General features: G+C 59.2%; 25 protein-coding genes and 1 tRNA gene. All 26 read right to left on the bottom strand.

What is annotated here, in order from left to right; translation table 11 throughout:
- Positions 1–634: 634 nt before the first annotated feature.
- The 26 genes from NFR19_RS02740 to NFR19_RS02615 all read right to left on the bottom strand — a co-directional run bounded on the left by NFR19_RS02740 (position 635) and on the right by NFR19_RS02615 (position 22677).
- A tRNA-Thr gene (locus NFR19_RS02740) sits at positions 635–709 on the bottom strand.
- A gap of 22 nt (positions 710–731) precedes the next feature.
- Positions 732–1304, bottom strand: a complete 573-nt coding sequence (locus NFR19_RS02735) for a C40 family peptidase (RefSeq protein WP_251212252.1) — start codon at positions 1302–1304, stop codon at positions 732–734.
- A gap of 182 nt (positions 1305–1486) precedes the next feature.
- Positions 1487–2326 carry a radical SAM protein gene (locus tag NFR19_RS02730; RefSeq protein ID WP_251212247.1) on the bottom strand — a complete coding sequence of 280 codons (840 nt, stop codon included), beginning with the start codon at positions 2324–2326 and terminating at the stop codon, positions 1487–1489.
- 94 nt (positions 2327–2420) lie between these two features.
- Complete coding sequence (locus NFR19_RS02725) at positions 2421–3386, bottom strand: NAD(P)-binding domain-containing protein (protein WP_251212246.1); 966 nt, start codon at positions 3384–3386, stop codon at positions 2421–2423.
- Between the two features lies 1 nt (position 3387).
- Complete coding sequence (locus NFR19_RS02720; RefSeq protein ID WP_251212245.1) at positions 3388–4314, bottom strand: DegV family protein; 927 nt, start codon at positions 4312–4314, stop codon at positions 3388–3390.
- A gap of 8 nt (positions 4315–4322) precedes the next feature.
- Entirely contained in the window at positions 4323–5225 is a 903-nt protein-coding gene (locus NFR19_RS02715; protein ID WP_251212244.1) for a DegV family protein, read from the bottom strand.
- 19 nt (positions 5226–5244) lie between these two features.
- Entirely contained in the window at positions 5245–6711 is a 1467-nt protein-coding gene (locus NFR19_RS02710; RefSeq protein WP_251212243.1) for a nicotinate phosphoribosyltransferase, read from the bottom strand.
- On the bottom strand, positions 6708–8060 hold the full coding sequence (locus tag NFR19_RS02705; protein WP_251212242.1) for a PSP1 domain-containing protein: 1353 nt from the start codon (positions 8058–8060) through the stop codon (positions 6708–6710). The genes NFR19_RS02710 and NFR19_RS02705 overlap by 4 nt, the downstream gene beginning before the upstream one ends.
- Positions 8038–9192, bottom strand: coding sequence for a DNA polymerase III subunit (locus NFR19_RS02700; RefSeq protein WP_251212241.1), 1155 nt, complete (start codon positions 9190–9192; stop codon positions 8038–8040). Before NFR19_RS02700 ends, NFR19_RS02705 begins: the two co-directional genes overlap by 23 nt.
- A gap of 1 nt (position 9193) precedes the next feature.
- Positions 9194–9856: a dTMP kinase gene (gene tmk / locus NFR19_RS02695; protein WP_285813434.1), complete on the bottom strand. Its 663-nt coding sequence runs from the start codon at positions 9854–9856 to the stop codon at positions 9194–9196.
- The gene (locus NFR19_RS02690; RefSeq protein ID WP_251212239.1) at positions 9832–10995 is read right to left on the bottom strand and encodes an NAD(P)-dependent malic enzyme; all 1164 of its coding nucleotides are present in this window, start codon (positions 10993–10995) and stop codon (positions 9832–9834) included. The genes tmk and NFR19_RS02690 overlap by 25 nt, the downstream gene beginning before the upstream one ends.
- 43 nt (positions 10996–11038) lie before the next feature.
- The gene (locus NFR19_RS02685; RefSeq protein ID WP_251212238.1) at positions 11039–11674 is read right to left on the bottom strand and encodes an ABC transporter ATP-binding protein; all 636 of its coding nucleotides are present in this window, start codon (positions 11672–11674) and stop codon (positions 11039–11041) included.
- Entirely contained in the window at positions 11667–12461 is a 795-nt protein-coding gene (locus tag NFR19_RS02680; protein WP_251212237.1) for an ATP-binding cassette domain-containing protein, read from the bottom strand. The genes NFR19_RS02685 and NFR19_RS02680 overlap by 8 nt, the downstream gene beginning before the upstream one ends.
- A 140-nt stretch (positions 12462–12601) precedes the next feature.
- Positions 12602–13465, bottom strand: coding sequence for an ABC transporter permease (locus NFR19_RS02675; protein ID WP_251212236.1), 864 nt, complete (start codon positions 13463–13465; stop codon positions 12602–12604).
- Positions 13458–14438 (bottom strand): ABC transporter permease, encoded by a 981-nt coding sequence (locus NFR19_RS02670; protein WP_251212235.1) that lies wholly within the window; start codon positions 14436–14438, stop codon positions 13458–13460. Before NFR19_RS02670 ends, NFR19_RS02675 begins: the two co-directional genes overlap by 8 nt.
- A 166-nt stretch (positions 14439–14604) precedes the next feature.
- Positions 14605–16236, bottom strand: coding sequence for an ABC transporter substrate-binding protein (locus tag NFR19_RS02665; protein ID WP_251212234.1), 1632 nt, complete (start codon positions 16234–16236; stop codon positions 14605–14607).
- Between the two features lie 260 nt (positions 16237–16496).
- Positions 16497–17225, bottom strand: a complete 729-nt coding sequence (locus NFR19_RS02660; protein ID WP_251212251.1) for an energy-coupling factor transporter transmembrane component T family protein — start codon at positions 17223–17225, stop codon at positions 16497–16499.
- 51 nt (positions 17226–17276) lie between these two features.
- Positions 17277–17963: a 50S ribosomal protein L17 gene (gene rplQ, locus NFR19_RS08910; protein WP_285813433.1), complete on the bottom strand. Its 687-nt coding sequence runs from the start codon at positions 17961–17963 to the stop codon at positions 17277–17279.
- A gap of 10 nt (positions 17964–17973) precedes the next feature.
- The gene (locus NFR19_RS02650) at positions 17974–18924 is read right to left on the bottom strand and encodes a DNA-directed RNA polymerase subunit alpha (protein ID WP_251212233.1); all 951 of its coding nucleotides are present in this window, start codon (positions 18922–18924) and stop codon (positions 17974–17976) included.
- A gap of 29 nt (positions 18925–18953) precedes the next feature.
- The gene (gene rpsD, locus NFR19_RS02645; RefSeq protein ID WP_251212232.1) at positions 18954–19580 is read right to left on the bottom strand and encodes a 30S ribosomal protein S4; all 627 of its coding nucleotides are present in this window, start codon (positions 19578–19580) and stop codon (positions 18954–18956) included.
- A gap of 16 nt (positions 19581–19596) precedes the next feature.
- Positions 19597–19992: a 30S ribosomal protein S11 gene (gene rpsK / locus NFR19_RS02640; protein WP_251212231.1), complete on the bottom strand. Its 396-nt coding sequence runs from the start codon at positions 19990–19992 to the stop codon at positions 19597–19599.
- A gap of 12 nt (positions 19993–20004) precedes the next feature.
- Entirely contained in the window at positions 20005–20376 is a 372-nt protein-coding gene (rpsM, locus tag NFR19_RS02635) for a 30S ribosomal protein S13 (RefSeq protein ID WP_251212230.1), read from the bottom strand.
- A gap of 15 nt (positions 20377–20391) precedes the next feature.
- Entirely contained in the window at positions 20392–20505 is a 114-nt protein-coding gene (gene rpmJ / locus NFR19_RS02630) for a 50S ribosomal protein L36 (protein WP_006363204.1), read from the bottom strand.
- Between the two features lie 95 nt (positions 20506–20600).
- The gene (gene infA / locus NFR19_RS02625; RefSeq protein ID WP_251212229.1) at positions 20601–20819 is read right to left on the bottom strand and encodes a translation initiation factor IF-1; all 219 of its coding nucleotides are present in this window, start codon (positions 20817–20819) and stop codon (positions 20601–20603) included.
- A 145-nt stretch (positions 20820–20964) separates the two neighbouring features.
- Positions 20965–22182 carry an MFS transporter gene (locus NFR19_RS02620; RefSeq protein WP_349665498.1) on the bottom strand — a complete coding sequence of 406 codons (1218 nt, stop codon included), beginning with the start codon at positions 22180–22182 and terminating at the stop codon, positions 20965–20967.
- 69 nt (positions 22183–22251) lie between these two features.
- Positions 22252–22677: a universal stress protein gene (locus NFR19_RS02615; RefSeq protein WP_251212228.1), complete on the bottom strand. Its 426-nt coding sequence runs from the start codon at positions 22675–22677 to the stop codon at positions 22252–22254.
- Positions 22678–22682: the final 5 nt, after the last annotated feature.

Here is a 22682-nt window from a genome sequence, read left to right as displayed (position 1 = left end):
TAAAACCAGCGCTTGCTCGTATCTTGATACCACCCTGTCTTCATGGCACCCGCATTGGCAGGATCGAGGTAGTACCAGGTTTTCCCCAAGAGCAACCACCCTGTTCGCGCACTCCCATCCTTGTTGCCGTAATGCCAGATACCCTTCGCATCTTTGCTCCACCCTACTGGATACTTTGGAGTTGCAGGCGTTGTTTGAGCAGGCTTGGTAGGCTTCCCTTGTGTCGACTGGGAGCTGCTTGACGTGCTAGATCCTGCAGATGATGATGAGCTTGAGCTCGAACTTGCCTGAGTCCCCTGCTCCGACGAAGGCTCTACGGATGGCTTCGTTGACGTCTCATCGATACACCCATCCACTTTCGAGCTGTCAAGAAACGTCTCCTGGCTCAGCACAGAAGCAGGTGACGCTTGTTCAACTGCCCACGCTACCGCAGGTGCACCAAAAAGAATGCATACCGAAGAGACCAGCGAGAGAATTAGGGAAGACGTTTTCAACATATAGAACCACCTTCATAGAACCGACACAAGAGATTCTACGCCAGGGAGCACCAATATCAAAATGGAAAACGATGCAAACCGTTCGTTAAACGGCAGCATGCTACAAAAAAGCCGGGGAAACCCCGGCTTGATGCGTATGGAGCCAGTGACAGGAATCGAACCCGCAACCCACTGATTACAAATCAGTTGCTCTACCGTTGAGCCACACTGGCATTGTCCATCATTATACCCGAATCAGATCACGCGTCTCGCGTATGTAGGCGCATAATAATCAAACGTTGCCACCACGACGCCCTTGCCGCTACCAGCCGCGTGAATGTATGCGCCATCACCAAGATAAATACCTACATGGTGCGAGCTTCCCGGACTCCCCCAGAACAGCAGATCACCACGCCGGGCATCCTCAAGTGCCACATCAGTGCCGCACGTTGACTGTGCATAGCTCGTCCGTGGCAATTCCATACCAAGCGCTTCGCGAGCGCAGTACTGGACAAGACCAGAACAGTCGAACGCATCCGGCCCTCTGCCACCGCGAGCATATCCTTTGCCAACCTGCTCTTGAGCCACCGCCACCAGCGCCTCGATCTTCGCTTGCTCGGCAGTTCCCTCAAGCTGACTTTCCACCATATCGCCTAAGGTGCGACCTTCGTAGGCTGGCTGTTCCATCTGGCCGAAATGCAGCGTATCAGCAAAGGCCATCTGGACAAACGGCATATTCAACGATTGCGACGCATACAGCATCGTCGTCAGCACTAGCACGAGCGCAACCCCGCTGGCTACGATGCGCTTGCGCGCCATACTCAGCATCTCCAAATAGACTTCCTTACCTCGACAACATATGCGCAAGGAAGGCTATCGCTCCTTATAAGAATGAAACGATCACGTGACCGAACACCACGATTCGCGTACAGCTTGATGACAGTTTCTTCACAAAAGACCAGTATATGTGTACTTTTTGCGGCGATTCAGCGAAGGGTCCTCCATATCTTTCAGCTAAATCCAGGTATGAAACTCTCGCTTGCCGCACCCTCTTCTTGCCAGAAATAATCAGAAACACCCATGCGATCGGCAGCATCCAGCACGCGCTCGTAGTCGGTCTCATCAACGGTATGGGCCAACTCGGGAAAACGCGCAAGGGTTGTGCAAGCCCGCTTGTCACCCAGAGCGGCCGCACGAGAGATGGTAGGCGTATACTGCCGCATGAGCGACAGACGAACATCATCCCCGAAGCGCTCATGAACGTGACGCACCACTTCGATCGAATCTTCCGCATGCCCTGGCAATACCATATGACGCACGATCACGCCGCGCGTCATGCGCATCTCGCCACATCTCTCATCGTAGACAGGAGACCCCGTGCGCTGCACCATCGCCTCCAATGCCTCAAGCGCCACCACCGGATAATCGGCAACCCCTGAAAGAGCTCGCCCCAATCTCGCATCAGCGTATTTCATATCCGTCAGATATATATCAACCGCCTCAGCATGAGCGCGAATGGCCTGCACTGTTTCGTATCCGCTCGTGTTCCACACGACAGGGATCTCAAGGCCTCTCGTACGTGCTATTCGTATCGAAGCGCACACGCTGGGGGTGAAATGCGTTGGAGTAACCATGTTTATGTTCAGCGCATGCTGCGCCTGAAGGTCCAGACAGGCTTGTGCCAGCTCGAACGTATCCATTACCTGACCAGCCCCACCGCGCGAGATAGCAGCATTCTGGCAATAGATGCATCCAAGCGAGCATCCCGAGAAGAAGATCGTGCCGCTGCCAGCGTTTCCGCTGATGGGAGGCTCTTCCCATGCATGAAGTCCCACGCGTGCAACGCGCATCCGCGCATCAACACCGCAGGAACCATGCTCACCCTTCTCGCGTGCCGCGCCGCACGCGCGCGGGCACAACGAGCATGCAGCGTATGCGCTCACCTTAGTTCGCAGAATAGCCGAAGCCTACCTCGCCGGAAGCCTCGTCATCATCGAGATAATCAAGAAAGTCGGCGTCATGGTAGTCAGCCTCATCATCGAAGCCCTCTTGGGCATACAATTGCTCTGCGCGCTGCCAATCCAGACCGTACTCGGCGCATGCCGCCTCATCCCCATACACAAGCGAGAGCGCAGCAGGTGATTTATCGGCACCCCCGATCACTACCAACAACTCCAACAGATGCAGAGCAGATTCAGCTTGCGGAATGATCAGCTCATAGTCATCGGCCGCCATCAGTGCAGCCGTCAGTTCCCCCATCAGCATCTCACACGTGAAGTCACCCTCGAAACGGCCCGCATCAATCGCCGCCAGCATCGTCTGCGCAGCATAATTGGCGGGTTCAACACGCGTCGCCCCCATCTCCATGCTTGAGATGGATCTTCGCGATGCCGCAAAAAGAGCATGCGCCTCAATGGCCGCAACCGCTTCAGCAACGCACTGGATGGTATGAGACGCGCGCGCCAGCTGCGCCGCACCACCACCGCCCATCACGCGAACATCGCAGAACAACGCATCAAGGATATCGTGCACGCCGCGCGTGCTATCTTCTTCGCCTGCGGCATAGCACATCAGGTTAGCGTGGCTGAAAGCATCCAGCGCAACCATATCCTTGCACGCCAGGGGCGCTTCCACAAAGCGAAGATCGGACAGAGTGGCAATGGCATTCATCTCACGCGCGAAGTTCGGCGTGACCGCCGATAGGTCGATCAACGTTGCGCCGGGCCGCATCAACTGCATCAGCCCATCGTCACCAAAGCAGAGATCCTCCAGATCGTTCATAGAGGGAAAGAAGGTGATAACGGCATCCGCTGCGGCGATCTCTTCGCTTCGCTGCCATCCGGCCTCATCCAAACGCGCCGCTACTGCCTCGATGAATGCGGGGGCGCCGCGATATGCGTAGATACTCAATCTATTCCGCCTTTCTGATGCGCTTGGCGATGCGATCCGCTACGCTCAGATTCTCGCGCTTATCGGCACCCCAAAACGCCACCGCCAGCATGCCCGGTCCCACATGAGAACCGATCACCGGCCCAATGCTTGCCGTCACCACCAGAAGATCTTCGTCATCTTTCGTGATCATATCCTTCAAGCGAGCCATATCCTTCTCGCAGTCAGCATTGCCCAAAACAACGTATTCGGACCCACCGTGATCCGATCCGTTTTTCTTGTAGTACTCAGCAAGCTGCTTGATGCCCTTCTTGCGTCCCCGCGCCACACCCACCAGCTTGAGCGTTCCATCAGCATCAATGGTCAGGAGCGGTTTCACATCGAGCGCTGAACCGGCCACGGCCACCGTAGCGGGAATACGGCCCCCACGGCGCAGCGTATCCAGATCCTCCACCATGAACTCGCAATCCACGAAGTAGCGCGCTTCCTCGGCCCATGCAGCTAGCTCAGCTGCGGATAGCCCCTTATCCATCTGGCGAATCGCCTCGAAGATCAACACCCCTTCCGCGATGGATGCAAGATAGGTGTCAACGACGTAGAGCTCAAAGCCCGGATGACGCTCAAGCACTTGATCGCGCACCATGCACGCCACATCGAAGCTACCCGAAAGACCGCTCGTGAACGACAGATACACGCAGGGCACGCCCTCAGCCGCTGCCGCCTCAAACGCTCCGGTCAGCACGGGCACCGTCAGCTGGCTCGTCGATGGCTCTGACCCCTTTTTCATCGCGCCATAGAACTCCGCCGCCGACGCCGTCTGGAACAAATCATCCTCAAAGGTCCGCTCATCCATCAGATAGGGAAACTTGAGCAGGGTGATCTCGGGACGATCCAGCAGCTGCGCTGGTAGGTCACAGCATGAATCAACTATCAGATGACACTTCTTCATGAATCCTCCTAGACCGCCACGACCAGCTCGCTGGCGTCTCCGCTCAACTTGCCCCGGATCATATCGAGGCATTCATACGCGATGCCGACCGCCGGCCCCACATGAGCGCCCAGCACCGGGCTCACCGGCAGCACCTCAACCGCACGACCGACAACCTCTTCCACCGCCTCGCGCAGCTGATCGAGCGCCTTTGACTTCTTGCCGATATAGTGCACGACAACGCGCTTCAATCCGAACTGCTGCATATCCTGTCGCAACTGGTCGACCATCGCAGCGAGCGCCCGCTTATGGGTGCGAACCTTGGCGAACGTATCAGCGTATCCGTCCTTTACGGTAAGAATGGGCGAGATGCGCACCACTTGCCCCAGAAGGGCTGCCGCCGATCCAATGCGGCCACCCGCTTTAAGGAAAGCCAGAGAGTCCGGCACGAACAGAATACGGCTCCGCATAACAGCCACTTCGGCTGCAGCAACCACATCGGCAAACGATGCACCCTGATCGCGCGCGTCGGCCGCATCCAGCGTGCAGAATGCTTCATCGTATCCGGCTGACGCAGAATCGATCAGCACGCATTCAAAATCGATATGGTGACTCTTCACCATGCGCGCTGCGCGCACAGCACCCTCGAACGTGCCAGAGAGCGCCGATGAGAGGAACGCACCGACAACACTCTCGTCCGCCTGCGCCGCTTCCTCGAACAGCGCTTCGAGCTGATGCGCCGAGGGCTGGCTCGACGTAGGAATGGCATCGATGCGCTCTTCCAACGTTTCATAGAACGCTGGAATATTCATCTGGGTCTCCACGTGCTCAGCGCCATCGAAGTGCAAGAACAGCGGCACTACCGTGATATCGCGCTGTGCAGCCACCTCAGCCGGCAGAGATGAGACCGAGTCGGTAACGATTCGTATCATCGGCCACGCCCTCCTTTCATCAGGGACGCTCGGGCACATGACGCAACTGCGCCACCAGATTCTGTCGCCGCTCGTGAAGCCCCCGCTCTAACCCTACCGGATAGGTATGGGGATTCAACATGCGCAACTGGCTCTCATCGAGCGTTTCAAGTCCCGCGCACGCCCGATGACGCGCCGCGCGCGCATCCGATGGATCGTAGTCGGCCACCATACGACCTTGTCGCAAAAACGGCGCAAGGAGCACCTCGAAACGTTTGCCCGCAAGCTGTTTCTGGCGCAGCGCATCAAGCGGATCAACGATCACTTCGCCCGCATCAACATCGCTGTTGATATCGTAGATCATATCCCCGGCCACATGGCCATCGTCGTTGAAATAGCGGCGCACATTCAAGACGCCGGGCAGCGTCAGCTTAGATGCGCTTTCCGATATCTTGAGCTTGTCTTCCCAGATATCTGACCCCGCCGGACGAATCGCCGAGAGCTTATACACCCCGCCGAGCGTCGGCTGGTCATACGCCGTGGCGAGCTTCGTGCCCACCCCCCACGCATCCACCGGCGCCCCTTGATCGAGGATGGATTCCACCGTGCACTCGTCCAGGTCGTTCGAGAGCACGATGCCAACTTCGGTCAGTCCCGCTTCGTCCAGCATCGCGCGCGCTTTCGACGCGAGCCAAGCCAAGTCTCCCGAATCAATGCGAATCGCAGCGAGCGCCTCTCCCCGCGCCCGCATCTCCTGACCAACCACGATCGCATTGCGCACGCCCGTTTCAACGTCGTAGGTGTCCACCAACAGCGTGCAGTTAGAAGGGAAAGCATGCGCATATGCCCGGAACGCTTCAAGTTCGCTCGGAAACGACATGACCCATGAGTGCGAGTGCGTGCCCGACACGGGAATGTTGAAGATCTTTCCCGCGAGCACATTGGAAGTAGACGCGCAGCCGCCAATATAGGCCGCACGACTCGCCCAGACTCCACCCATGCCCTGTGCTCGCCGCAAGCCGAACTCCGCCACCGGCGCACCGCCCGTAGCGCGACACACACGAGCCGCTTTCGTGGCGATCAACGTCTGGAAGTTCACGCAATTGAGAAGCACCGTCTCCAGCAGCTGGCACTGCATGATAGGACCGCGCACCACCATAATGGGCTCATGAGGAAACACCACAGTCCCCTCAGGCACCGCGTCCACATCGATGCACAGCGACATGCTTCCCAAAAAGGACAAGAACTCAGGGTCGAACATCGGCGTTCCGTCAGATGATCGCACCTCGGTCAAATATGCGATATCGTCTGCACTGAACGAATAGTCGGCAAGGATCTCTGCCACTTGCTCCATCCCGCACGCGATGGCATAGCCTCCTCGGAACGGATAGTCGCGAAACGACATCGTGAAGGCAGCTCGATCGTCAAGCTTGCCCGCGCTCCAATATCCTTGGGCCATGGTCAGCTGATACAAGTCGGTGTACAGCGCCCAATCCGTGCCCGTCATTCAGAGCCACCCTTCGCTGCGCCAGATGCGCTTTGCTCGCCTTGCCCTTGCCCACGACCACGCCTTCTCCGTCGGCGGCGCGGCTTTCGGTCTCCCTGCGCCTGAGCATCCTCATGCGCGAGCGATGACGAGCGCTGCCCCGGACGCACCTCTTTGCTCCCAGCATTCTTCGCCTTCGAAGGCTTTGCCCCCTTCTTCTGCTGAGGTTGCTGCACCTTCTCGGTCGTCGCTTCGCCCCCCGATATCTTGGTGGAGCGGCGACGGCGCGGTTTGCGAGCTGACTCGGTCTTTGTTGGTTGCTTATCCTCGCCTTGCTTACGGCGTCGCTGACGGGGCTTTCGGTGGGTGTTGGCCGACGATCCAAGCGCGCCTTTGCTCTCGCGATCCGCTTTCGTGCGGTGTATCTGACCTGCCTGCGCCAACGTGTCGGTGCCGGTGAACTTCGCGGTTTCAAAATTGGTCGGCAGCCCTAACATGGCGGCGCCGGAACCCTTCGCATCCTCCCAGGCTTGCTCACCGATCTCATGAGGACGTGCGCCATCCTCTCCAGGCTCAAAGGCAGCGAGCGGCACCTTGACGGGCTTTTCGTCGCCCACGCGCACCACTACCAGCTCGCGCGGTACGTCAAGCTCCACCACCTTGCCTTCACCTTCGGGCGTCTTCACCGTCGAGCGCGCTTTAGGCGCACGGCTCTTGAAATCTTTGTAGGCTTCATCCTCGTAGCGCAGACAGCACATCAACCGCCCGCAAAGCCCCGATATCTTTTGAGGGTTCAGCGAGAGATCCTGGTCCTTCGCCATGCGAATGGATACCGGATTGAACTCACCGCCCAAGCGTTTGCAGCACACCATCTGCCCGCAATGCGCAACTCCACCCACGATGCGCGCCTCGTCGCGCACGCCGATCTGGCGCATATCGATGCGCACATGGAAACGCGCCGCCAGCTTTCGCACCAGCTCGCGAAAATCGATGCGCGCTTCGCTCTCGAAATAGAAGACAGCCTTATCGCCGTCGAGCAGATATTCCACCGACACCGGGTGCATATCCTCGCTGGTCTGGCGCGCCATCTCGCGAAACACCGGCATCGCCTCACGGCCCAGTTGCTCCATACGCTGCGCCTGTTCGAGATCCTCTTCGCTCGCCACGCGCACGACCGGCTTGAGCGGGCTTTTGAGCTTCTTGATCTCCTCGTAGGAGACCTCTTGTATATCGCTCGCACACACGCCCAACTCAAGGCCTCGCGCGGTTTCGACCACAACTCGGTCTCCCGCGGATAACTCGAGCTCCCCTGGGTCGAACCAGAGGGTACGTACGTTGTAGGCGAGGTTAACTGGCGCTACTCGTGCCATTCAAACCGTCCTTTATTTCGAACAACAGCATGTCCATGCATGTTTCTGGAGATACATTATAGGCCAGCATGCCCTGCAAAGCTTCGATCGCCACCAGCGCGCGTCCAAGACGCGCCAGATCGGCGCCCGCCGCTGCCGCGTGGATGGCTGGTGCCGCATCGGTATTGATGACGAGCTCAGGTGTTCCCGCACACACCGCCATCACATCGCGCAACCAGCTTGATGCGATATGGATGGTCTGCTCGAGACATTCGCGCGTCTTCGCGGAAAGACGACGCTTATGACGAGCCTCGATCTGGCGCAGAGCGCTCTTCTCAAGGAAATCCGCATGCTCTGCGATCTCGCGCTCTTGATGCGCGCGCACCGCGTCGAGGGGCGCCCTCGACAACCGTACGAGCTCGCGAGCGTGTTCAACGATCTCCCAATCATCGGCTCGATCGATGCTCGCGAGCATGGTGAGCACCCGCGTGCGAAATCCCAGTCGCTCATTGCCCGATTCGCGCAGAAAGGATACCGCCTCGGAAAGCGAGCCGCCGCACGCTTCGATGGCCTGGCGCGCCTGGTCACTCCCAGCGCCCGTGTTCTGAGACACGATGCCCGCAGCCTCGCTGGGGGGAATATGGCGAAACGGGACAACCTGACAACGCGAGGCAATGGTCGGCAGCACCGTATCACGCGTGCGACCGAGCAAGATGAACACCACATCCGCGGGCGGCTCTTCCAGCGTCTTCAGGAAAGCATTCGCAGGAGAGGTGCCCATGAGGTCAACACGATCGAGAATATACACCTTGCGAGCAGCTTGAATGGGAGCAAGCGGCACATCGGCGGCGATATCGCGAACCTGCTCGATCAACCAACCATTCGCTCCGGCGGGCTCCATATAGTGCACATCGGGATGGCTCTTGCGACCGACCCGGGCACAGCTGTCGCACTTGCCGCACAAACCGCCTCCCGCGGTACGGCTCTCCGGACAAAGCAGCGCCCGCGCCAGAGCATAGGCCGATGCCGTTTTGTTGGAACCCGCAGGTCCCAAGAACAAATATGCGTGGGTGATATGATCCGATCGCACGCTCGCACGCAAGAAATCGCGCACCTGCGGCTGACCCAGAATACCCTCGAACGCGTCAGCCATCTCACGCCACCGCCAGCTCAGGAAACCGCGTGATGACCGCCTCGAGGATGGCGCGGGCCGTTTGGTCCTCATCCTGCGCTGCGAGTATCTCCACCACCCGATGAGAAGAGCGCTCAGGCAGCTCAGCGAACGAGCGACTCACGCGATCATGGAACTGCTCACCAGCGCGCTCCATACGATCGAGCTCCCCGCGCTGCCCTATACGACGGGTTTTCTCCTGGGAGTCGGGAAGGCTCAGCAAGATGGTCAGATCGGGCTCAAGACCGTCCGTAGCAAAGCGATTCAGCGCGCACACCTCGTCAAGGTCAAGGCCGCGCCCCGCTCCCTGATAAGCCACGGTCGAATCGGTGAAGCGGTCGCAGATGACCACCGCACCCGCCGCCAAGGCTGGCGCGAGCACTTCATGCATCAGCTGCGCTCGAGCAGCCTCGTAGATCAAAAGCTCGCAGGCAGGAGCCATTTCAGCATTCTTCGGATCAAGGAGCACCTCTCGCAGCTTCTCCCCAATGCGCGTGTTGCCCGGCTCGCGCACGCAGAGCACCGCGCGGCCCGAGGCCTCGATGATCTCGGCAAGGTGGCGTGCGTGCGTGGACTTGCCCACGCCATCGTCACCTTCAAACGTTATGAGGATACCGCGACTCAGCGCTCGCTCGCTTCCACGCATGCCCGCACAGCAGCGGCCACCGCCGGTGCCACCCGCGGATCGAACGGATCGGGCATCACAAAATCAGGCGCCAGCTCATCAGGGCCCACCAGCTCGGCCAATGCGCGCGCTGCCGCCAGCTTCATCGGCTCGGTGATGCGCTCAGCGCGAGATTCCAGCGCCCCTTTGAAAATACCCGGAAACGCGATCACGTTGTTCACTTGATTGGGGAAGTCGCTGCGCCCCGTGCCGACAACCGCTGCACCGGCCGCCAGTGCTTCATCGGGGTAAATCTCAGGCACCGGATTGGCGAGGGCGAATACGATCGGATCGGATGCCATCGTCTCCACCATGGCACGGCTCACGATTCCCGGCGCGCTGACACCCACGAACACATCCGCACCCACGAGCGCATCGGCCAACGTGCCAGCCATATCGCAGCGATTCGTCACCGCCAACATAGCGCGCTGCGCATCGTTGATGCCCTCAAGGCTGCTCGAGATGATTCCCCGGCTCCCGCACATGATGATATCCGTGAACCCATAGGACAACAGCAGCTTCGCAATGGCAATACCAGCAGCGCCTGCCCCGCTCATGACCACGCGCACCTGCGCAGCCTCTTTGCCCACCAGCTTGAGCGCATTGATCAGCGCTGAGAGCACCACGATGGCGGTGCCATGCTGGTCATCGTGAAACACCGGTATATCCAGCGCATCGTTCAGGCGCGCTTCTATCTCGAAGCAGCGCGGGGCGCTGATGTCCTCCAGATTGATGCCGCCAAACACCGGAGCTAACTTGATGCAAGCATCGATGATCTGGTCGGTATCTTGCGTGTCAAGGCAAAGAGGAAATGCGTTCACATCGCCGAAGGCCTTGAACAGCGCGCATTTACCCTCCATGACCGGAAGTGCGGCCGCAGCCCCGATGTTGCCCAGTCCCAGCACGGCGCTACCGTCCGTAACCACGGCGACCGTATTCGCCTTGATGGTGTAGTCATACACTGCCTGCGGGTCGTCCGCGATCGCGCGGCACGGCTCAGCGACCCCAGGCGTATAAGCCACCGCCAGATCGTGACGCGTGGCGATATCCATCTTAGGCACGGTGTCTATCTTGCCGCGCCACCGAGCGTGCTGTGCAAGCGATTCCTCTGCTATCCCCATGACCTCTTCCCATGCTCCATTCGCATCTATTCTGTCCCAGCGATTATACCGCTTCGCTCTCAGGCCGTGCGCGCATCTCGTCTTCGCGCCTCAACTCAAACGTTCGGGTGGCAAGGTGAGCTGCGAGAGCATTCGAATGAGTGGTGAACAAGAGACCCGCATCGTGCTGCGCGCACCAGGCCAAGATCGTCTTCCACACCTGTGCCTGCGCGAACGCATCGAGCATCGTTGATATCTCGTCTGCCACCACATAGCGCGGGTGAGCCATGAGAGCGCGTACGATGCAGAATCGCTGCATCTCTCCCCCCGAAAGCTCATGTGGAAAACGGCCCAACCAGCGCGATTCGATGCCGAGAGCTTCCATCAGGTCCACATCCAATGCGCCCGCCTCCCGCAGCGTCTCGCGCATGCGCATGCGTGGGTCAAGCATGCGTTCTGGATGTTGACCGATCAACTGCACCGGGCACAGACCGCGATCGGGCAGCGGAGCCCCATCAACGAGCACGTCTCCCGCACACGGCTTGCGATACCCCGCGATCAGCGAGCATAGCGTGGTCTTGCCCGCCCCCGAAGGAGCGCTGATGCGCACGCGTTCTTCAGGATGCACGCACAGCGACACACCCGCGAGCACTGGGGTGCCCGCTCGATACGAAAAGCTCACATCGCGTACCTCAAGCATCGGTTCCCACCTTGAATCCGTTCTGTGGCAGAGCGCGCCAGAGCCGCCGCGCCGTCTCTGAACGCAAGCGCTCTTCGCAGCGAAAGCTTTCCACCGAAGTCTCTTCCACCACGGTGCCACCATCGAAAACAGCCACGCGATCCGCTACGTTCAGCGCCAGTTCGATATCATGCGTGATCAAGAGCACGCCGCCCCCCTGATCTGCGAACTGGCGAAAGTCGGCAAGCGCGCGCATCGCGAGATCCGTATCCAATCCCGGCGTCGGCTCATCCGCCACGATCAACGACGGATCGTCCATGAGCGCACAGCACAGAAGGACCCGACGCGCCATACCCCCTGAAAGCTCATGCGGATATCTGCGCGCAGTCGCCTCATCCAAGCCATAACGCGCGAACAGCTGACGCTGGCGCTGCGCTCGTGCACGCGCATCAGCCCTACTGGCCGCAACACCGCGCACTTGCTCGCCAACGCGCATCAGCGGATCAAGGCTCGCAACGCTTTGAGGCACGAGCGATATACCATGCCCGCGCAATGCGACGAGGTCGCGCGCAGTACAGCGCTGCCCCTTGAACCAGATATGACCTTCAACGCGCGCGTTCGGCTCAGACAACCCTAAAAGAGCATCCGCCAAAAGCGTTTTACCTGCGCCCGATGCACCCACTACGGCAACGATCTCGCCTTCATGAACGGCAACGCTCAGATCTCGTACGGCAAAGACCGTGCTCTGCGGCGCTGTCAAGAAATCGCGCAGACCCTCTCCGCGCGTCTCATACATGCGAAAAGACACGCTCAGATGCTCTACCTGAAGCAGATGACATCCTTGTCGGTGAACCGATCCCCGCGCATGCGTGTGGTGGTGATGCGACTCGCCTGAAGCATGTGCGCGTGCCTGGGCATGCGCGTCTGTGCCCATCTGATCGCCCATCATCACTCCTGGCTGCTGTTCGGATCCACCAACCGACGAATACCGCTCCCGACCACATCGAACACCATAACAACTCCGATCAACGCCAGGCCCGGGAACACAGCTAACCACCACATGCCCGCAGAGAGGTACGACATGCTCTCAGAGAGAATGATGCCTATGGCGGGCTGCTCGGGAGAAAGCCCGAAACCGAGAAACGTTATGGCCGCCTCATGCAGGATAGCATGGGGAAACATCAGGATGAGACCCACGATGAACTGCGGAAGCACTGCGGGCAGCATGTGCCTGAGGGCAATACGGGCCCGGCTTGTTCCCAGCGAACGCGCAACCGATACGTATCCCGATGTTCGGCATTGCAAGACCTCAGCTCGGATCACGCGCGTCAGGGCCGGCCAATGGGTCAACGCCACGCCCACGCTCACTCCCCAAAATCCCTTGCCGAGCGCAAACGAGATCAAAACGAGCAGCACGATATGGGGTATGCCCTGCATGAGGTCGATCAGCCACAGCACTGCCGCATCGACGCGCTTCCCGCAGAGCGCCGCAGCCGATCCCAGCGCAAGAGCGATGACCGAAGACGCGCAAGCAGCACCCAGACCCACCAGTATGCTCAGCGAGAGTCCCGCAATGGTCCGCACCAGCATATCTCGCCCCATCTGATCGGTGCCAAACGGATGCCCGAGACATGGGGCGATATCCTTGTGCGCGAAATCGGTCTGCGTGGCCGCAGGCGCGAGCGCCTGTCCTACGACAACGATGCTTCCCAACAGAACCACGGCTGCGATGACCGCACATAGCGTTGCCCTCCGATTGGGAAGACGACGCGTGCGTGGGGCATGAAGGAGCACGGAGACGGCCTCAGCCATGGTGCACCTCCCTCAAGCGCGGGTCGATCACGCCATAGAGAATGTTCGCGATCAGATTGCCTCCGAAAACAAGCGCTGCGGACACCAGTGCGATGCCCGCAAGGAGCGCTGCGTCTCCGCCTATGCCCGCCACGACCGCCGCCTGCCCAAGACCGGGATAGCTAAACACCTGTTCCACCAGCACGCTTCCTCCGAAGATTTCAGCGATCTGGGTGAATTGCAGCGTTATGGCCGGCAGCGCGAGGTTGCGCAGACCATGGCGCACGATGACGCGCGCATTCGATTGCCCGCGGGCACGAGCAAGGCGAACGAACGGTTGCGCCATCACATCGATGGTCTTCTCGCGCGTGTGCAATGCGACATTGGCCACGCCCACCAGCGAGAGCGTGATCGCTGGCAACGCCAGATGATGCAGCGCATCAAGAAAGGTCACCTCCGATGCCGCCTTGCCAATGGGCGCTGAAAAGCCCACCGGGAACCATCCCAACACCACGCTGAACACGATCAGCATGAGCAGCGCCACCCAAAACGTGGGACTCGCTGCCAGTACGAAGCAGTATGCCTTCGTGAACCGATCGATCATCGAATCGCGATGCGCGCCCGCCACCACGCCAAGGGTAAAACCGAGCACCCCGCTTGCCACCCACGCAAGAGACATCAATGCAAGCGAGTTGAGCGCGCGTTGCGCGATCACCTGCTCCACTGGCGCATTGAAGCGCAGTGACATGCCCATATCTCCGTGCGCGAGCGCACCGATCCACGACGCGTAGCGCTCCCAAAAGGGCGTGTCGCTTCCCCAATACTCGCTCAGTTCGGCGCGCTGCTCGACGGACATGGTCGCAAGAGCCGCTTGCCCCACATTCGCTGACACCGGGTCAATCGGAGATGCGCTGACGAGCGCAAACACGACCAGGCTTGATGCCAGCATCAGGAGCGCGAACTTGATCGCTACATGCGCCAGGAACCTCCCCATCAATTTCCCCCGGATCTCTTCGGAGAAGACGGATGTTGGTCGAGTGTCCATACGAAAGGAATGCGAGGGGCGCTCGCCAAGCAAGTTCCGCAGGCGCGCAGCGCCGAGGACTGATCGAGCGACCTCGCATTCCTTTCGCGTAGGGCGGTTTGGCGCATTTCTTTCATCATTCCCAGCACCACTGATCCACGTTGTTCACCAGCGACCACCCATGCCCATGTGGATGGGGTTTCTGAGCAGCCACCGACAAAGCGGTTCGCTTGAAGTACAAGTGATCAACATTGCACAGCCATACCCAGCTCGCACCTCCCTCAGGTGCGAAGCCTTGCGTTCCGTCCCACTGGGCCGCCTGCCAAAACGGATACGACGCCTCCACCGTGTCGGCCGCGAGCGCCGCATCCATATGCGCATCCACCTCAGCGTTCTCGTAACATGCATAGTTGCTCTCCGAGGGCCCATAGTGAAGCGCGTACATCTGCACGGGACTGTTCGCGCCCCATCCCCACAAGACCGGATCGCTGTATTGATGCATATAGATGCCATCTGCGTCATACGTCCAACCCGATCCCTTCGGCGTTACCTGAATGCCCACGTCTCGCATCTGATTAGCGAACTCATTGGCCAGCGCCTGCCGCACCGAGTCGCCCGCGCTGTAATACAGATCGAACGCCGCGCGTATGCCGTCCTTCTCGTATACGCCGTCTGCACCGCGTTGCCATCCCGCATCCTCAAGCTGGCGCAAGGCGTCCTGCCGCGTGAGCATCTTCTCCATATCAGGGTTGTACCAAGGCATGCCGTCAGAGACGCTATAGGCAGGCGTGCCGTATCCGTTCAGCACACTATCGATCATGCTCTGCCGGTCAACCGCCGCATTCATCATCCGCCGCAGCGCAATGTCGTAGGTCACATCGTTGCCCACCGAAAACGCCATATCGCCCTCAACGACGCGCGCCTCACCTGACGCGATGGAAGGCAGCGAAATGCCCCGCGAATCCACCGATTCGCAGTTGAGGACGTCATAACCTGCTGGCTGCGCAGCATCCACCAACGTGGCAGCCGTGTAGGCCACATCCACCTGCGCCGCACTCGCCGCCGCGAGCGAGGCGTCCTCTTCCATGAACACCACCACGACCCGATCCATCAACGGCGCTTCACCGTAATAATCGGGATTGGCCCGCAAAATCACCTGCTGGCCCCGATCCCACTGCTCAAGCATGTACCGCCCGCTCCCAATGGGATGCGCCCCGTACGTTGCCGCATCGTAGGCATGCTCGGGAACAATGCCCACCACAGCAAGCGTGTACAGCATGGCGTTGTAAGGCTTATTCAGGTGAAACACCACTCGCGTGTCGCTGAGCGCTTCGGCCCGATTGATCATGGAGAGGTCGGCTTGGGCAGCCGCGTTCGCATTGATGCCGTTGATGGTGAAGGCGACATCATGTGCCGTGAGCGGCTCTCCATCCGTGAAGCGCACGTCATCGCGAATATCGAAGGTCCACGTCAGACCATCCGGCGCGCACTCGTACGACACTGCGAGATCGTTAACGAATGCAAGATCAACATCAGTCGTTACCAGCGTTGACTGGATTAGCGGTTCGTGCACATGCTCTCCGCATCCCCAGCTGAACAGCGGATCGAAACCCGCCTCCGGCTCAGACGAAGGCGTCATCGAGACGATAACCTGGTCGCGATCTCCTGAAACAGGACCTCCCGACAGTTCATCCTGCGCCTCGCTTGCGCCGTCAGACGCACATCCGTGCAAAGACAATCCCACGGCACCTGCGGCCGCTGCTCCCAAGAAACTCCTTCGGGTAAGAGATGCCATCCCCATCATCCTTCCGGTAGTGTTACGTATTGATAAATCGTAACACATTCATGACACGATACCGCGCCTCCTTGGATTTTCGCCGCTTACGGGGGTATCGATGCCGCTCCCTGAAGTCACCCCACAGATACCGCGGTCATGCCGTGCATGCCTGCCCAAAGAGCCCGCCCACGTCTCATGCGCTGCTTGCAACCGAAACGTCTTCACTCAACGCAGAGAGCGCTTCGGCTTCGCTACCACAGCACCGCTAAGGCGATGCAACACGCGCTACCAAGAACGGTGATGGCAATCTCTTTGCCTCCAAAGGCATGTTCCACCAAACGTGTGCGCATAATGCCGGGCAGCCCATAACAACGTGCATCCATAGCCATGGCAAGCGTATCGGCACGGCGGAACAACCCCACGAAAAGCGGGATCAAGATGGAAGTGTGCGCCCGGAGACGCGCCAGGATCGGACCATCGGAGAGCGGTGCCCCGCGCGACCATTGCGCATCGCGGATGCGCAAGTACTCGTCAGCGGTCACGGGGATAAAGCGCAGCGCGATGCTGAACACCATGGCCACATCATCGACAGGCACCTTCCAGCGCCGCAAAGGCGCCATGAAGCTCGCGAGCGCATCGGTCAGCTGTGTACTGGTAGAGGTATAACACAAGATCAAGCTGGCCCATACAAGGAGCAGGATGCGCACCGCGAAGAAGAATCCGCGATCAAGACCCTCAAGACGAAATGCGAAGCTGCCGTATTTGAACAAGAACGCATTCGCGAGCACCGTGAATACGGCAATGACGTATACCGGTAGCGCTACTTTGAAGACGGGTCCCCAAGGAAGACGGCTCAACAGGAGCGCACCTACGAACAGCGCTGCTGCTGCGAACATACCTTCCCAGGAGTCGATAAAGAAAATGCTGATCGAATAGACCAGCAACAAAATGATTTTCGAGCGCGCATCAAGATGATGCACGCTCGACTCACGCGGTATGTATGTGGATACGCTGAGCGCAGCCACGAAGCCTTAGGCCTTCTCGCCATCCTCAGCCTTCAGGTCGGCAGCCTCGGCGTTCTCGGCGCGAGCTTCCTCGGCTTTGAACTCCTCCTCTTTGACCTTCTCGGCTTCCTTGGCATCCTCGGCAGCAGCTTCTGAGCGCTCTTCGGTCAGTTGCTCCTTGCCTTCTTCTTGCACCTCTTCGGCGAAATTCTCCTCAGCAGCCTCAACGGACTCATGCAGCTCTTCGAGCACGGACTCGCTTGTCTCATCGTCCTTCTTCGCTGCCTTCTTAGGAGCGGCCTTCTTCTTCGGTGCGGCCTTCTTGGCATCATCCTTCTTCGCCTTCGGCGCAACCGTCTCGTTCACCAGCTCCATGATGACCATGGGAGCGTTGTCGCCCTTGCGCGGACCTAGCTTCATGATGCGCGTGTAGCCACCGTCGCGGCCCTCGAACATGCCCTGGTTCACCTTTTCGAAGATCTCACGCACAAGATCTTTATCATTGAGCTTCGCGATGGCAAGACGGCGGCTATGCAGGTCGCCCTTCTTCGCCCACGTGATGACCTTGTCCACGTCACCGCGGATCTCTTTCGCGCGGCTCTCGATGGTCTTGATGCGATCGTTTAAGAAGAGCGCCTGCACCAGGCTGCGCTTCATGGCCTGAGTGTGGCTCCAGTCAGTGCCCAGCTTGCGCCCTTTGTACTTGTGTCTCATTGCATTGCTCCTATAGTTTCAGATTCAAGTCCATGCTGATCAGCTTGTCCTTGACCTCTTCGATGGACTTGGCGCCGAAGTTACGGATGTTCAGCAGATCGTTCTCGCTGAATTCGACCAGCTGACGCACTGAGTGGATACCGGCGCGCTTTAAGCAGTTGTATGAGCGCACCGACAGATCGAGATCCTCGATCTGCTTGTCCAGCTCTGCGTTGGTCTCGGTGCCTTCGGGTGCGAAGATGGAAACCTCTTCCACCTCTTCGACGCCCTCGCGCTCAGAGAGCGCTAAGAATGCGCCCATGTACTGATTGATGATATTCGCAGCACAGCACACGGCATCAGTGGGGCTCACCGATCCGTCAGTCTCCACCTCGAGCACCAGACGATCGTAGTCGGTACGCTGTCCAACACGAGTGTCCTCCACGTTCATCGTGCAGCGCTTCACCGGGCTGAACAAGCTATCGACAGGAATAACCCCGATGGGGTCTTCCGTGCGCTTATTGTTGTCAGCGGAAACGTAACCGCGGCCAACGCCAATGCGGATGGTCATGTCGAGCTGACCACCATCAGCGACCGTGGCGATCACGTGCTCAGGATTGACCAGCGTGAAGCCCGTTGGCACCGCAAGATCGGCACCGGTCACCGTGCAAGGGCCTTCAGCGGATACGTGCGCCGTTGCCTCTTCTGCATCATCAGTCTGCTGCGAGAACACCAAGCCCTTCACGTTGAGCACGATATCGGTGATATCTTCGATCACGCCCTCGGCTGTGGTGAACTCATGCTGCACGCCCTCGATCTGAATGGCGGTTGCCTTGGCGCCATCCAAGCTAGACAGCAGCACGCGGCGCATAGAATTGCCGAGCGTCGAGCCATAGCCGCGCTCCAGCGGCTCCACGATGTAACGCGCTACCGTGTTGTTCACTTCTTCCGTTGTAACAGTAGGCCTCATGAACTCTGTCATGTGCAGGTAGCCTCCTTAGATAGCGGCGATTACTTCGAGTAGAGCTCGACGATGAGCTGCTCGCGGATATCAGAATCGATCTGATCGCGCTGCGGCAGCGAGAGAACGCTTCCCTGCAGCTTCTCGATATCGACCTCAAGCCATGCCGGAACGCTCGTGCGCTCGTTAGAGATAAGGGCGCTCTTGATAACCAGCATATCGCGAGCCTTCGGCGCCACTGCCACCAGGTCGCCGGGGCGCACGCGGAACGACGGGATGTCGACGCGACGGCCGTTCACCTGGATGTGACCATGACGTACCTGCTGACGCGCCTCTGCGCGAGATTTCGCGAAACCGAGACGGTACACCACGTTGTCCAGTCTGCTCTCGAGAATGCGTAGCAGATTCTCGCCGGTAATGCCCTGAGCACGGCTGGCCAGGTCGTAGTAGTGGCGGAACTGCTTCTCCAACAGACCATAGATGCGCTTGGTCTTCTGCTTCTCGCGCAACTGCTGACGGTATTCGCTTTCCTTCACGCGCTTCTTGCCGGCATCGCCCGGCGCATATGCGCGGCGCTCCATGGCGCACTTATCGGAGTAGCAGCGGTCGCCCTTGAGGAACAGCTTGCATCCCTCGCGACGGCACAGCCTGCAATCCGGTCCTGTGTATCTTGCCATTAGATGATCCTTTCAGTTACACGCGGCGACGCTTCTTGGGGCGGCAGCCGTTGTGCGGGATGGGTGTGCAATCTTGGATGCTGGCGATCTCGAGACCTGCCGCCTGCAACGTACGGATGGCCGTTTCGCGACCCGAACCCGGGCCTTTCACGTAGACAGCCACCTTGCGCAGACCGTGCTCCATAGCAACCTTGGCGCAGGCCTCAGCCGCCATCTGCGCCGCAAAGGGCGTCGATTTGCGGGAACCCTTGAAACCAACGGTGCCAGCGGACTGCCACGCGATCACATTTCCCTGAGGATCGGTGATGCTGATGATGGTGTTATTGAACGTAGACTTGATGTGAGCAGCACCCACAGCAATGTTCTTACGCTCAGAGCGCTTGACGCGCGTTGCAACGTTTTTCTTAGCCATGATGCTCCTCGCTTACTTCTTCTTGCCGCCGATTTGCTTGCGCGGGCCTTTGCGCGTGCGCGCATTGGTATGCGTGCGCTGGCCACGAACCGGCAGGCCCTTGCGGTGGCGCAGGCCGCGGTAGCACCCGATCTCCATCAGACGCTTCACGTTCTGAGAGACCTCGCGGTGCAGGTCACCCTCAACTTTCAGATTGTTCTGGATGTAATCGCGGAGCTTCGCTAGATCATCCTCTGTCAGATCCTTCACGCGAATGTCCGGGTTGACACCGGTGGCGGCTAGGACCTGCTTGGAAGTGGTGTTTCCGATTCCGTAGATGTAGGTCAAGGCTGTTTCGATGCGCTTTGACTGCGGAAGGTCTACACCGACAAGACGTACTGCCATTGAATAAACCTCTCTTTACCCTTGGCGCTGCTTATGACGGGGGTTCTCGCAGATGACGAGCACCTTGCCATGGCGCCTAATGATCTTGCACTTGTCGCACATCTTCTTGACCGAAGGACGTACCTTCATTTCAATTCCTTTCGGTTAATGCGTCTTCTCTATCTTCCACGCCCAGCCGCAGGCGTAATCTTCTCGGCTGCACCGCTTGCGCGGCCCGTACTTCGCTATTTGAAACGGTACGTGATACGCCCACGGTTCAGATCGTACACGGAAAGCTCCACCGTCACTTTGTCACCGGGAAGTATCTTGATGTAGTGCATGCGCATCTTGCCGGAGATATGCGCGAGGATCTCATGGCCATTCTCGAGCTCCACCTTGAACATCGCGTTCGGCAGCGCTTCGCGAACGGTGCCTTCAAGCTCGATGACATCTTCTTTAGCCAAAAGTGGTCCTTTCGTGTCATGCCACATACCTGGGCGCATGCTAATAATGCCGCGCGAACGCAGCGAATACTTATGCTATCAAAAGTGCACCAGCTTTGCCAGAGGAATCTGCGACCGGCGCGAAGTCTTCCGCTTTGCCGTTAGATCATGCACAACGCCGCCGCGTTATGACCAAGAACAGCACGAGCGCACAGAGACCCACCCCTGCCAACGCAAGGTACATGCAGCGGTATCCGATAAGCGGCACCACCGCACCAAGCAGCAGCGGCCCTATTCCCACCCCTGTGTCCAACAAGATGTAGAACGTGGCATTCGCTAGGCTCAGACGAGCATCAGTTGTCTGGCGCACCGCCATGGCCAAGCCGCACGACTGGATGGTGCCGACCCCAAATCCCAGCAAAAGCGCGCTTGCGAGTAGCGCCCAATCGTTGTTGGCCGCAGAGAGCACCACCATGCCGACCACAAACGAGATGAACGCGGGAATCATGATCGGACGCGGGCCTCGCCGATCGAATGCGCGACCGGTGAACGGGCGGGTTACGAACATGGCGATCGCATAGACGATGAAGAAGACGCTCGCTGCTCGCGTCAGATCGATCTGAGAGGCGAAAGGCTGAAGGAACGTCAGGAGCGCCGAGTACCCGAAGAAGATCAGGCCCGCCACACCTGCGATGGGCAACGCACGAACCTCGATCAACCGGTCGAGCAGACGAGAGCGAACAGCGGGTGCGGAAACGTCGCCCGCTGCGGAGAGACGCTCGTATTCTCCTTCGAGCTCGGGCGCGTCAAGCACCGAGGCATCCGCCATGTCATCCGCAAGAGCATCGGTGTTCGCACAGGGCCTATCCGGCACCGGCACGGCCCGCATGAACAGGGCGCAGAGCAGCGTTGCGCCAGCGCACACCATGGACAGGATGAACAGCACGCAAAAATCGAAGCGAGCAGAGATGAAGATGCCGAGAAACGGTCCCAGCGCCGCCGCCATGGTCACCGACAGCATGTAATAACCGATGCCCTCGCCTTTGCGCTCGTGCGGAATGATGGAGGTCACTAAGGTGGCCATGGCCGTGCTGAACACGCCATAGAAAAAGCCGTGCAAGAAACGCACGGTCATCAACAACTCCAACGTGCTGCCCATCAGGTATGCGCCATTGAGCACGATGGTGAGAGCTGCACCGATCAACGCAAGGCGCTTGCGCCCGATCCGCTCCATGAACGCACCGCTTGCCAATCGCGCAATCAGCGTTCCGATAATGAAGATGGATGCCGTGAAGGCTGCCACCGCTTCTGAGGCGCCATAGGTAGCCATCGTGTATGAGGTCATGACCACCATCAACATGTAATAGCCGACGGACATGGCCAAATTGGAAAGCGTCCCTAATACGAACGGGGCACTCCATAGTTTCTCTTGCGCCGCACGCGCCACTGTTTCCTAGTCATCTTCTTTCGCAATAAGCACAGCTACCGGGCTTTCCTTGGTCACCGCATAGCTCACGCTTCCCAAAAAGCCCTTCACGCCACCCTGACCGCGGCTGCCCATCACGATGAGGTCGCAGCCCTCTTCACGCGCGCACTGCACGATCAGATCGGCAGGCGAGGTGCCGATGAGCACGCGCACCTCAGTGGGGTTGCTCACGGTAGCCGCCACCCGCTCAAGAGCTTCGCGCACCTCCTGCGCATCGGCGGCGATCATGGCATCAACGCCTGCTAAGGCCGACCCCGTTCCAGCCATGCGGGCCACATGCACCAGCACGAGACCTCTGCTGCGATCCGCCTCGACGATGCCGAGCGCCATGTGCAGCGCACGCTGCGACGCCGCCGAGCCATCATAGGCTACCAATACCTTATTGCACCACATGCCTG

The organism is Adlercreutzia murintestinalis (assembly GCF_943192905.1).
GTDB lineage: Bacteria > Actinomycetota > Coriobacteriia > Coriobacteriales > Eggerthellaceae > Adlercreutzia_A > Adlercreutzia_A murintestinalis.
The sequence above is the reverse complement of the archived record's forward strand: the minus strand, read 5'-3'. Positions and strand labels throughout refer to the sequence as shown.

What these genes read in the sequence shown, in the direction of transcription:
- NFR19_RS02735 (WP_251212252.1), bottom strand. Translation starts at nt 1,304, where the DNA reads ATGCTGAGTATGGCGCGCAAGCGCATCGTAGCCAGCGGGGTTGCGCTC.
- NFR19_RS02730 (WP_251212247.1), bottom strand. Translation starts at nt 2,326, where the DNA reads ATGCGCGTTGCACGCGTGGGACTTCATGCATGGGAAGAGCCTCCCATC.
- NFR19_RS02720 (WP_251212245.1), bottom strand. Translation starts at nt 4,314, where the DNA reads ATGAAGAAGTGTCATCTGATAGTTGATTCATGCTGTGACCTACCAGCG.
- NFR19_RS02715 (WP_251212244.1), bottom strand. Translation starts at nt 5,225, where the DNA reads ATGATACGAATCGTTACCGACTCGGTCTCATCTCTGCCGGCTGAGGTG.
- NFR19_RS02710 (WP_251212243.1), bottom strand. Translation starts at nt 6,711, where the DNA reads ATGACGGGCACGGATTGGGCGCTGTACACCGACTTGTATCAGCTGACC.
- NFR19_RS02705 (WP_251212242.1), bottom strand. Translation starts at nt 8,060, where the DNA reads ATGGCACGAGTAGCGCCAGTTAACCTCGCCTACAACGTACGTACCCTC.
- NFR19_RS02700 (WP_251212241.1), bottom strand. Translation starts at nt 9,192, where the DNA reads ATGGCTGACGCGTTCGAGGGTATTCTGGGTCAGCCGCAGGTGCGCGAT.
- tmk (WP_285813434.1), bottom strand. Translation starts at nt 9,856, where the DNA reads ATGCGTGGAAGCGAGCGAGCGCTGAGTCGCGGTATCCTCATAACGTTT.
- NFR19_RS02690 (WP_251212239.1), bottom strand. Translation starts at nt 10,995, where the DNA reads ATGGGGATAGCAGAGGAATCGCTTGCACAGCACGCTCGGTGGCGCGGC.
- NFR19_RS02685 (WP_251212238.1), bottom strand. Translation starts at nt 11,674, where the DNA reads ATGCTTGAGGTACGCGATGTGAGCTTTTCGTATCGAGCGGGCACCCCA.
- NFR19_RS02675 (WP_251212236.1), bottom strand. Translation starts at nt 13,465, where the DNA reads ATGGCTGAGGCCGTCTCCGTGCTCCTTCATGCCCCACGCACGCGTCGT.
- NFR19_RS02670 (WP_251212235.1), bottom strand. Translation starts at nt 14,438, where the DNA reads ATGGGGAGGTTCCTGGCGCATGTAGCGATCAAGTTCGCGCTCCTGATG.
- rplQ (WP_285813433.1), bottom strand. Translation starts at nt 17,963, where the DNA reads ATGAGACACAAGTACAAAGGGCGCAAGCTGGGCACTGACTGGAGCCAC.
- NFR19_RS02650 (WP_251212233.1), bottom strand. Translation starts at nt 18,924, where the DNA reads ATGACAGAGTTCATGAGGCCTACTGTTACAACGGAAGAAGTGAACAAC.
- rpsD (WP_251212232.1), bottom strand. Translation starts at nt 19,580, where the DNA reads ATGGCAAGATACACAGGACCGGATTGCAGGCTGTGCCGTCGCGAGGGA.
- rpsK (WP_251212231.1), bottom strand. Translation starts at nt 19,992, where the DNA reads ATGGCTAAGAAAAACGTTGCAACGCGCGTCAAGCGCTCTGAGCGTAAG.
- rpsM (WP_251212230.1), bottom strand. Translation starts at nt 20,376, where the DNA reads ATGGCAGTACGTCTTGTCGGTGTAGACCTTCCGCAGTCAAAGCGCATC.
- rpmJ (WP_006363204.1), bottom strand. Translation starts at nt 20,505, where the DNA reads ATGAAGGTACGTCCTTCGGTCAAGAAGATGTGCGACAAGTGCAAGATC.
- NFR19_RS02615 (WP_251212228.1), bottom strand. Translation starts at nt 22,677, where the DNA reads ATGTGGTGCAATAAGGTATTGGTAGCCTATGATGGCTCGGCGGCGTCG.